The following is a 10,268-nucleotide window of genomic DNA, read 5'->3' as shown; positions in this document are numbered from 1 at the left end:
GTGCAACGTGACCTCGCCGTGGCCGAAGCGGCCCACGATGGCACGGCTCTGGCCCGCCTGCACGCCGAGCTCGACAGCGCCGACGGTTATACCGCCGATGCGCGGGCACGCAAGTTGCTCGCCGGCCTCGGCTTCACCAACGAGCAGATGGATCGTCAGGTAGGCGATTTCTCCGGCGGCTGGCGGATGCGTCTGAACCTGGCGCAGGCCTTGATGTGCCCGTCGGACCTGTTGCTGCTCGACGAACCGACCAACCACTTGGATCTCGATGCGATCATCTGGCTCGAAGAGTGGCTGAAAAGCTATCCGGGCACCTTGCTGCTGATTTCCCACGACCGCGACTTCCTCGATGAAGTGGTCGATCACGTGGCCCATGTCGATCAGCGCAAACTGACCTTGTACCGGGGCGGCTACACCGCGTTCGAACGCGCCCGTGCCGAACGTCTGGCCCAGCAGCAACAGGCCTACGAGAAGCAGCAGGCGCAACGTGCGCACATGGAAAGCTACATCGCCCGTTTCAAGGCTCAGGCTACCAAGGCCCGTCAGGCACAAAGCCGGATCAAGGCGCTGGAACGCATGGAAGAGCTGTCGGCGGCCCACGTCGATTCGCCGTTCGACTTCGTGTTCCGCGAATCGACCAAGATCTCCAGCCCGCTGATCGACCTGTCCGATGCACGTCTGGGGTATGGCGATAAAACCATCCTGGAGAAGGTCAAGCTGCAACTGACCCCGGGTGCGCGGATCGGTCTGCTCGGGCCGAACGGTGCCGGTAAATCGACCCTGATCAAGAACCTCGCCGGTGAGCTCGAGCCGCTGGCCGGGCGCCTGACCCGTGGCGAGAACACCGTGGTCGGCTACTTCGCCCAGCATCAGCTCGACTCGCTCGATGCCAAGGCCAGCCCGCTGCTGCACCTGCAGCGTCTGGCACCGACCGAACGTGAACAGACGCTGCGCGACTTCCTCGGTGGTTTCGACTTCCGTGGCGCGCGCATCGACGAACCGGTGCTGAATTTCTCCGGCGGCGAAAAGGCCCGTCTGGCCCTGGCGTTGATCGCCTGGGAACGACCGAACCTGCTGCTGCTCGACGAACCGACCAACCACCTCGACCTGGAAATGCGCCTGGCGCTGACCATGGCGCTGCAGGAATTCAGCGGCGCGGTACTGGTGGTGTCTCACGATCGGCACTTGCTCAAGAGCACCACCGACAACTTCTATCTGGTCGCTGACGGCAAGGTTGAAGAATTCGATGGCGACCTCGAAGACTACGCGCGCTGGCTGGTGGAATACCGTCAACGCAACGCGCCGGTCAGCAACGCCCCGGTCAACCCGGACAAGACCGACAAGAAGGCCCAGCGTCAGGCCGCTGCTGCGCTGCGTCAGCAACTGGCACCGCACAAGCGTGAAGCCGACAAGCTCGAAGCCGAACTGGGCAAGCTCCATGAGAAACTCGCCAAGGTCGACGCCAGCCTCGCGGACAGCGACATCTACGAGCCCGCGCGCAAGAACGAGTTGCGCGATCTGCTGGCCGAACAGGCCAAGCTGAAAGTGCGCGAAGGCGAACTGGAAGAAGCGTGGATGGAGGCACTCGAAACGCTGGAAAGCATGCAGGCGGAGCTGGAGGCGTTGTCCTGATGGGTGCGTTGCAGTGGCCGCTGCCGGCGGTGTGGGTCGAGCCGATCTGGCTCGGCGTGCAGATTCTGCTGATCCTGCTGGCCGGTTATTTCGCTCAGCGTGTCGTCGCTCGCTTCCTCACCCGCCTGGGCGAGCGCTATCCGTTTCCGCCGCAACTGTTGATGCCGCTGCGTGGTGTATTGCGCTGGCTGATCATGGGCAGCGCGGTGATTTTTGTCCTGGAACGCCTCGGCGTGTCGGCCACGGTGCTGTGGACGGCGCTGTCGGGGTTCGTCGCAGTGGCAGCGGTGGCGTTCTTCGCCATGTGGAGTGTGCTGTCGAACCTGCTCTGCGCGATTCTGATCTTCACCGTCGGCCCGTTCCGCCTCGGCGATGTGGTGGAGCTGGTGGATACCACCGACAAGCCCGGCGTCAAAGGCCGGGTGGTGGCGATCAATCTGCTTTACACCACATTGATCGAAGCCGAGGAACTGGGGACTGGCAGCGCCATGGTGCAGGTGCCGAACAGTTTGTTCTTCCAGCGTTCGGTGCGGCGTTGGCGGGGGACGGATGTGTTTCCTTCCAGCGGGTTCGAGAAGTAGATTTCCTGAACAAGATCAAAAGATCGCAGCCTGCGGCAGCTCCTACATTGAAATGCGATCCCTGTAGGAGCTGCCGCAGGCTGCGATCTTTTGCTTTTAGCCCCAAACCGCATTAGCTTTGACGTCTGTCACGATTCAGAGTCGAGGTGTGCGATGGAGCTTCAAACATGGCTGGCATTCTTTGCCGCCTGCTGGGTGATCAGTCTGTCCCCGGGCGCCGGCGCCATTGCGTCGATGTCCAGCGGTCTGCAATACGGTTTCTGGCGCGGTTACTGGAACGCCCTGGGCCTGCAGATCGGCCTCGCGGTGCAGATTGCGATTGTCGGTGCCGGCGTTGGCGCGATTCTCACCGCCTCGGCCACAGCGTTCTATGCGATCAAATGGTTTGGCGTGGCCTATCTGGTCTATCTGGCGATCAAGCAATGGCGTGCGCTGCCCATGGACATGAGCGATGACGCGGCGGTGCGACCGATCGGCAAGCCGCTGGCGCTGGTGTTCCGTGGCTTTCTGGTGAACATCAGCAACCCCAAGGCACTGGTGTTCATGCTCGCGGTGCTGCCGCAGTTCATCAACCCGCACGCACCGCTGCTGATGCAGTACCTGGTGATCGGTGTGACCATGATCTGCGTCGACCTGATCGTCATGGCCGGCTACACCGGCCTGGCGTCCAAGGTGCTGCGTCTGTTGCGTACGCCGAAGCAGCAGAAACGCATGAACCGCACCTTTGCCGGGCTGTTCATCGGTGCGGCGGCGTTCATGGCGACGTTGCGTAAAGCGGTGGTGTAAAACCCGCAGGCAATAAAAAGGCGACCTCGATAGGTCGCCTTTTTATTGCCTGTCTGTTGCTCAGCTGTGGTGAGGGAGCTTTTGTGGTGAGGGGATTTATCCCCGATGGCTCGCGAAGCGAGCCCTCTTGAAAGAAGGGGCTGCTGTGCAGCCCATCGGGGATGAATCCCCTCACCACAGGGTTATTCACTCAGCCGGTCAGTGCAAAATCACCGGCGCCGTATCACGCGGCAGATTGTTGCGCTGCTGCGCCTCACGCGGCTGCACGTAACCGCCGCCACCGAGCTGCATGCTCAGTTGCCCGGCCACGTCTTCGCCCAGCGCTTTCGATACGTCCCGCACTACCCGAGGGCGGTTCAGCGAGATCTTGATGTCGCGGCCATTCACCAGTTTGGTGTCCTGCGCTTCGCCCATCGCCGTGAAGGCCGAAGTGATCTCGTAGGTCTTGGTGTTGATCAGGCTGAAATCCGCCACCAGCGTCAGGCCCAGCACCGCCGAATAGCTGTCGGTGTGCGCCAGCTCGTTCATGTCCTGGGTGAAGTCGATGTCGGATACTGTGCCGAACAGCACGTAGTCGGCACCCTTGAAGTTGCCGGCCTTGATGCGCTTGATCACGTCGTAGACGTCACCCTTGGACGACGCGGTGTACGGCGTGCCCTGCACCAGCTGGAACATGCCGGTGCGCAGGATCTCGCCCTTGATGTCGCCGGTGAATTTACGCAGTTCACCCTGTTCGATGTAGCTGGTGGTCGCTTCCAGCTCGTTGTAGTTCGACGAACCACTGGAGCTGTAGTAACCCTCGCGGTAATTGTTCTGCGCCGAAACGATGTGGATGTACTGCTCCACACGCTCCTGATACGCCAGATCCGTGACTGCGACTTTCGGGGCCGCTTGCACGCTGAACGCGCAAGCCAGGGCCATCATGCCAATCCATGCGCGCATCAATTAACGCTCCGTGGTTTTGCGGATCTCTTTTTCGTCCATCCACTCGGCCAGACCGCTTTCAACGTCGATCAGTTGCAGGCTGAATTTGTAGAAGACGTCCTTGTAGTCGCTGCTGCGCTTGACGATCGAGCTGATCGAGCCTTCCAGACGGTACTTGGCGGCGATCATGTTGCCAGTCTTGGCCACGGTGCTCTTCTTGTACAGACCGCTCTGATTTTGCAGCTTGAGCTGATCGACCTGGCTCTGCATCGCGGTGTTGTCGCTGGCGAAGCGGGCGGTGCCGGACTTCATCAGCTGAGTCTTGATGCTGGTGGTGATTTCGCGGGTATCGATGTACTCGCTGGTCTTGTTCTTCACGTCGTAGACCTGCACCACCGGGCGGCCCTGCAGAATGCCGGACTGGGCCAGCGAGCGGGTCATCGATTCGGCGATCATTTGCAGGTCGGTCGAGCCGAATTCGTTGGTCACGGTTTCAACCGCTTTGGTGTCGCCGTAGCTGATGTTCTTGCTGCCCAGGGTCGGCGAAGTATTGGCGCAACCGGAGGCCAGCAGGGCGAGGACGGCAATGAGGGAAATGCGTGCAAACATGGGAATGCTCTCTAAAACAGGAATAGGGTGGCGGGCTTAAGGCGTCTTGAGTTCGAGACGAAAATCCACGGCTTTCGGGGTCGGGGCGATGCCCTGGATGAAGCTGGTCTGAGCGCCGTACATCATCTGGCTTTTCCAGACTTCTTCCTCGGCGACCGGGAAACCTTCCGGGCCAAGCCAGGCGAAGCGGTAGTAGAACGTCTTGTTGCTGTTGAGGGTGTTGGTCAACTGCACATTGACGGTCATGAAGCCGTTCTCACGGGCGACGCGCATGGCGCCGACCGCAATGTGTTTCTGCGGGCCCATGGCCACGACCTTGCTCGCGGCGCTGCCCGGCTCCGGTGGTGGCGGGGTGGCGCAGCCGCTGGCCAGGACGGCGAGGGCGGCGATGGCGATGAGTTTGAAGCGCATGCAAAGACTCCGTTCTTAAGGTTGTTTGAGGCTGGCGACGTTGGTCGCGCCGGCGCTCGGAATGACGTGGGCGGCGACGCCACCGGCAAATACCTGATTGCCCACGGCACGCAGGCTGATCACTTGGTAACGCTGATCGACGGTGACCTTGACCAGCGAACCGCCGACGGCGCTCGGCAGGCTGACCTGGTGCTCGCCTTTCTTCAAGCGCAGACGCACCACCTGGGTGTTGTCCGGCAGGGTGCGCCACGTACGGGTATCGGCACCTTCCAGCACGGCTGAAGAAATACCCACGGCCAGACCGGCCAGCGGGTTGGTTTCGTTGATCTTCTTCTGCGCCACGCCTTTGGTGATTGCGCGCACGGTGGTACGCACGATGATCCCCGGCATGTCATCGCGCAGGGCGCGGCGGGACATGGCGGTGGTGCTGTTAAGGGCGGTCAGGTTGACTTGCTGACCATCGACGCCAATCTGCGCGAACGGTGCAGTGGAAGTGTCAGGCTTGATGATCGGGAACGACAGCGGAGTGATCACCACGTTGTTGGAGATCGGCAATGGCAGTGGCACGCGGATCGAATCACGCGAGGGTGCCAGACCGCTTTGCACTACGATCAGAATGTCGCTGTCGTCGGACTGGGTCGGCTTGTCGAGGTTGACCAGCGCCTGTTCCAGCAGCGGGGTGTTCGGGCGCAGTTCGGCGGCCTTGCGGTAGCCCGGTGCAGCCAGGTCTTTCTCGCCCAGGGCTTCGTAGACGAAACCGGCCAGGTAATGGCTGAACGCACTCTGGTAGCTGTTTTTCAGGCTGACCACTTCCGGCGCGTCGAGGCTGGCGACCGGGTAGCCTTGCAGATCCTTGTACTGGGTCTTGATGCCTTCTTTCTCGGCCTCTTCCTCGCTCTTGAGGTATTCCTTGTCGCGCAGGTCGGCGATCACCGCTTCACGTTCGTGAGTTTTCTTGATCGCGGTGCGGGCGCCATCGAAGTCATTGACCGCCAGCAGGTTGAGGGCCATCTGCGTGGTCAGCATGACTTTTTCGTAGTCGTAGCCTTCGTAGCGACGCACCTTGTCGTTGACGATGAAACTGCCGAACTGCGCCAGATATTTGCCGGAGTCGAGCTTGACCGCGTCTTCCCACTGACCGACCACCTGATCAGCGCTGGTCCAGGCATTTTGACTGCCGGACAAGTCGCCCTTGGCGCGCAGCAACTCACCTTTCTCGAAGTAATAAAGCAGGTCCTTGTCCGGGCCGGTGTTGTTCTTTTCCAGCAGGGTCAGCGCGGCATCGACGTTGCCGGTGGCCAGTTGCTGGTTGGTCTGGGCCAGTTCCGAATCATAGTTGCGAAACGCCGAACAGCCGGACAGCAGGGTGACAGCGCTGAGCGCGATCAAGGTGGGAGTGCGCAATGCCATGGGGGTACTTCTTCCCTGAGCTAGTAACTGCATCAGCCGCCGGTGCTGGTCGGGCTGGTGTGACCCATCGACAGTGGCGCTGGCCTCCTGCCAATTCCTCATAACCAGAGGAGCTTTAATGCCGCGTCGCGATAGCGAGGGCGCGGCATTATAGGTGGCGGATGCTGGCCATGTAATAGCTTTTTAATCGCACTTGTTAGTTTTGTGCCATTACTTATTTCAGGGCGGATACGCGATTTTCCATCGACGTGGCAGATTGAAAAGCGCTGCCGTTCGCGTAAACCCGATCGCCCAGTACGCGCAGGCCGATCATCTGGCGGTTCTGATCAATACGGATTTTCAGTGGCGCAGCGGCATTCGGCAGGCTGATCAGGTGTTTGCCCTTTTTCAGGCGCAGACGTACAACCTGCGTCAGGTCAGGCAGGGTGCGCCAGGTGCGGGTGTCTGCCTGCTCGAAACCGTCCCAGTGGGTCACATAGGACGCTTTGCCCGGGTTGCGTCGGTTGTCCGTACCTTGAACGTCCGCAGCAAGAAATGCGCGGTAGGTCGTGCGCTGGATAATCCCGGGCATGTCGTCACGCAATGTGCGCAAGGACATGTCGGTGATGCTGTTGACCGCGATCAGCTTTTTCTCGCGGCCGTCGATGCGGACCTGATTGAACGGCGTGGTGGAGTTATCCGGCACCATCACCGGGAAGGAAATGTTGGCGACAATTACCTGACCGTCCTTGAGCTGCACCGGATACGGCACGCGTACCGAACTGCGGGCCGGCGCCAGACCGCTTTGCACGATGATCAGCACATCGCTTTCGTCGGCCTTGAGTCCGGGGCTGTCGAGGTCGCGCAATGCCTGTTGGAAAAACGGCATGTCGGGGCGCAGTTCGATGGCCTGACGATAACCGGGCGCCGCCAGGTCTTTTTCGCCGAGTGCCTCATAGGTGAAGCCGGCGAGGTAGTGACTGAAGGCGCTCTGGTAACCGTTTTTCAGGGCGATCACTGCCGGGGATTCGAGCATCACCACCGGATAACCCTGCAGGTCCTTGTAGTGCACGCGTGCGCCCTGGGCCTTGGCGGCTTCCTCGACTTTTTCGTATTCCAGCTCCCGTTGCCGGGCGATCAGCGCTTCGCGTTCGTGGGTTTTCTTGATGTCGGCACGAGCGCCGTCGAAGTCATTTTGCGCTAACTGATTGAGGGCCATCTGCGTGGTCAGCATGACTTTTTCATAGTCGTAGCCATCGTAGCGCCGCAGCTTGTCATTGATGATGCTGCCCCATTGATTGCCCATCGCCGCGAGCAACTTGTCGCCGGTGGTCTCGACCGTGTCCTGACGCTCGATGATCATCTGCTCGGCGCTGCGCCAGGTCGTCTGGCTTTGCGTGAACTCGCCGCCGGCACTGAGTACGGCGCCCTTCTCAAAGTAGTAGAGCAAGTCTTTTTCCGGATCCGGGTTGTGCGCTTCGATCACGGAGAGGGCGCCGTCAATATTGCCGGCCTTGAACGTGTCGGTGGTCTGTTGCAGTTCCAGATCGTAATTGCGATATGCACCGCAGCCGCTCAGTTGCATAACGGCGGCGATCAACAGAGGCAGCAGCAAGCGATGGCGCATAAAGAGGTTCATCCTTGAGCGGGTAATACGGCAGGTGGCGCATTATAGGGGGCAATAGTGGCTAAGTGATGCGTCATTTTTTGTCGTCAATCGCACCCGTCGAGGTGGACTGACCGGTGGGATGAGCGACGGGATTGAGCTAGCCTTGCCGGCCTGAGACTTAACCCACTGCGGAACATCAATGAATCAACTGCTGGCCATGCGCGCCTTTCGCTGCATCGTCGAATGTCGCGGTTTCAGCGCAGCCGCCGAGCGGCTCGACACCACTCACTCGACCATTTCCCGGCAGTTGCAGCAGCTGGAAAGCGAACTGGGCACGCGGCTGATCAACCGCAACACCCGGGGCTTCAACCTGACCACGGCGGGGCAGCAGTATTACGCAGCGTGTGTGGACATCCTCGAACGCCTCGAACAGGCCGCTCTGGCGGTGGGGCAGGCGCATGAGCGCCCCAGCGGTGTGCTGCGCATCAGCGCGCCGATGGTCATTGGTACGCTGGAACTGGTGAGCTGGCTGCCGGCGTTTCAGCAGCGCTATCCCGAGATCGAAGTGGACCTGTCCTGCGATGACCGTTTCGTCGATCTGATCGCCGAGGGGTTCGATGTGGCGCTGCGCATCTGCGGGCCATTGGCCGATTCGTCCATGGTGGCGCGGTTGCTGACCGTTTCGGATTTGCTGCTGGTGGCTTCGCCTGTGTATGTGGCGCGCAACGGTCTGGTGCGTCAGGTGCGCGAACTCGCCGAGCATCAGTTGCTGGCGTTTGCCGGCGGCAGCGACTGGACGCTGACCGACGCGCGCGGGCTCACCACTGGTGTACGCGTGCAGGGCCGGTTCAAGGCCGATTCGATCAGTTCGCTGCACGCCGCTGCGTTGGCCGGAGTCGGCATTGCCGCGTTCACCCGAGCCACCGTGCAGGACGATCTGCTCAGTGGCCGACTGGTGCAGATCCTGCCGAACTACAGCCTCGGCCAGCGTCACTATTACGCGCTCTATCCGCATGCCCGGCATGTCGCACTCAAGGTGCAGGTGTTCGTCCAATTCATGCTTGAGCATTACCTCAATACGGCCGCGGCGCTGTGCTAAAGCGCCGCGAGACGTCGACAAAGCTTGAGTGACAGGCGTTCGAAGTGAACAATATGTAACTTCGCATTTCCATTTGAGACTCATTCATGACTGCCGCGTCCCGATTTCTGGCCTGGCTGGTGCTCCCTCTGTGTGCCCTGAGCAGCTTCAACCTGCTGGCCGACACCGTGGAAGGCGCCCCGCAGGCGCTGCACCTGCTCGATTACATCAGCGCCGATTACCCGCCGACGGTCGAGGCGGGCAAGGTCGTCGATGACGGCGAATACCGTGAGCAACTGGAGTTCACCCAGGTGCTGCAAGGGCTGATCGCCGGCCTGCCGCAAAAGCAGGAAAAGGCTGCGCTGGAGCAGAGCGTCGAGGCGTTGCACGCGGCCATCAGCGCGAAGCAGGACGGCGCCGAAGTCGCCCGTCAGGCGCGGCAACTGGGAGCGAAACTGGCGGTGGCGTATGAAGTCAGCCAGGCGCCGATCATCACTCCCGATCCGACCCGGGGCGCGCCGCTGTACACGCAGAACTGCTCGGTATGTCACGGGGAAGCGGGTGCCGGCGACGGTCCGGCAGGCCTCGGCATGACGCCGCCGCCGGCCAACCTGCGCGCTGCCGCACGGATGGACCATCTGAGCCTGTACGCGATCTACAGCACCCTCGGCCAAGGCGTCGAAGGCACCGACATGCCGGCCTTCGCCGATCAACTCGACGACCGTCAGCGTTGGGATCTGGCGACCTACATCGCCGGTTTCAGTGCCGACCCGGCCGCAGCGAAATCCGAAAAGACCTTCAACATCGCCGATCTGGCGCGCCAGACGCCGGCCGAAGTGCAGGCCGCCGAAGGCCCGCAGGTCGCCGCAACCTTCCGCGCCCAACGCGCGCAGCCACCGCAGGTCAAGCGCGGCCCGGCACAGTTGCTCGATTACACCGCCGCCACGCTGGACAAGAGCCTGGCGGCGTACCGCGCCGCCGATCACGATCAGGCCTATGACCTGTCGGTGGCGGCGTATCTGGAAGGTTTCGAACTGGTCGAAAGCTCGCTGGATAACGTTGACGCCAACGTGCGCAAGGACACCGAAAAATCGCTGATGGCCTACCGTCAGGCGTTGCAGGACGGCTTGCCGGTGGCGCAGGCCGAACAGCGTCTGGACGCGGCCAAGGGCAAGTTGAAAGAGTCTGCCGGACTGCTCGGCAGCGATGGCCTGAGCTGGTCGCTGAGCTTTATCTCCGGCCTGCTGAT

Annotated in this window: 10 protein-coding genes; 5 read left to right on the top strand and 5 right to left on the bottom strand. The window is 61.3% G+C overall.

Annotation, left to right across the window (positions count from 1 at the left end; all coding sequences use genetic code 11):
- The 3 genes from DBR18_RS09490 to rhtB all read left to right on the top strand — a co-directional run.
- A partial coding sequence (locus DBR18_RS09490) for an ATP-binding cassette domain-containing protein (RefSeq protein ID WP_256588653.1) occupies positions 1 to 1,632 on the top strand: 1,632 nt, incomplete at its 5' end.
- Entirely contained in the window at positions 1,632 to 2,213 is a 582-nt protein-coding gene (locus tag DBR18_RS09485; RefSeq protein WP_108590137.1) for a mechanosensitive ion channel family protein, read from the top strand. The genes DBR18_RS09490 and DBR18_RS09485, both read left to right, overlap by 1 nt.
- 153 nt (positions 2,214 to 2,366) lie before the next feature.
- Positions 2,367 to 2,999, top strand: a complete 633-nt coding sequence (gene rhtB, locus DBR18_RS09480; RefSeq protein ID WP_007968471.1) for a homoserine/homoserine lactone efflux protein — start codon at positions 2,367 to 2,369, stop codon at positions 2,997 to 2,999.
- Positions 3,000 to 3,197: 198 nt separating this feature from the next.
- Here the strand turns inward: rhtB and DBR18_RS09475 are convergent, their stop codons facing one another.
- The 5 genes from DBR18_RS09475 to DBR18_RS09455 form a co-directional block, all read right to left on the bottom strand.
- On the bottom strand, positions 3,198 to 3,941 hold the full coding sequence (locus tag DBR18_RS09475) for a penicillin-binding protein activator LpoB (protein WP_108590136.1): 744 nt from the start codon (positions 3,939 to 3,941) through the stop codon (positions 3,198 to 3,200).
- Between the two features lie 3 nt (positions 3,942 to 3,944).
- Entirely contained in the window at positions 3,945 to 4,532 is a 588-nt protein-coding gene (lpoB, locus tag DBR18_RS09470) for a penicillin-binding protein activator LpoB (RefSeq protein ID WP_108590135.1), read from the bottom strand.
- Between the two features lie 36 nt (positions 4,533 to 4,568).
- A complete protein-coding gene (locus DBR18_RS09465) occupies positions 4,569 to 4,943 on the bottom strand; it encodes a YcfL family protein (RefSeq protein WP_108590134.1) in 375 nt (124 codons plus the stop codon).
- Positions 4,944 to 4,958: 15 nt separating this feature from the next.
- Complete coding sequence (locus DBR18_RS09460; RefSeq protein ID WP_108590133.1) at positions 4,959 to 6,353, bottom strand: COG3014 family protein; 1,395 nt, start codon at positions 6,351 to 6,353, stop codon at positions 4,959 to 4,961.
- A gap of 214 nt (positions 6,354 to 6,567) precedes the next feature.
- Entirely contained in the window at positions 6,568 to 7,959 is a 1,392-nt protein-coding gene (locus tag DBR18_RS09455) for a COG3014 family protein (protein ID WP_108590132.1), read from the bottom strand.
- Between the two features lie 181 nt (positions 7,960 to 8,140).
- Between DBR18_RS09455 and DBR18_RS09450 the strand changes: the two genes are divergently transcribed.
- Positions 8,141 to 9,040: a LysR family transcriptional regulator gene (locus tag DBR18_RS09450; RefSeq protein WP_108590131.1), complete on the top strand. Its 900-nt coding sequence runs from the start codon at positions 8,141 to 8,143 to the stop codon at positions 9,038 to 9,040.
- Between the two features lie 86 nt (positions 9,041 to 9,126).
- On the top strand, positions 9,127 to 10,268 hold a 1,142-nt coding region (locus DBR18_RS28975), incomplete at its 3' end, for a cytochrome c (protein WP_256588652.1).

It is taken from the genome of Pseudomonas sp. HMWF021, assembly GCF_003061005.1.
GTDB lineage: Bacteria > Pseudomonadota > Gammaproteobacteria > Pseudomonadales > Pseudomonadaceae > Aquipseudomonas.
This window is presented reverse-complemented; position numbering and strand designations above follow the sequence as displayed.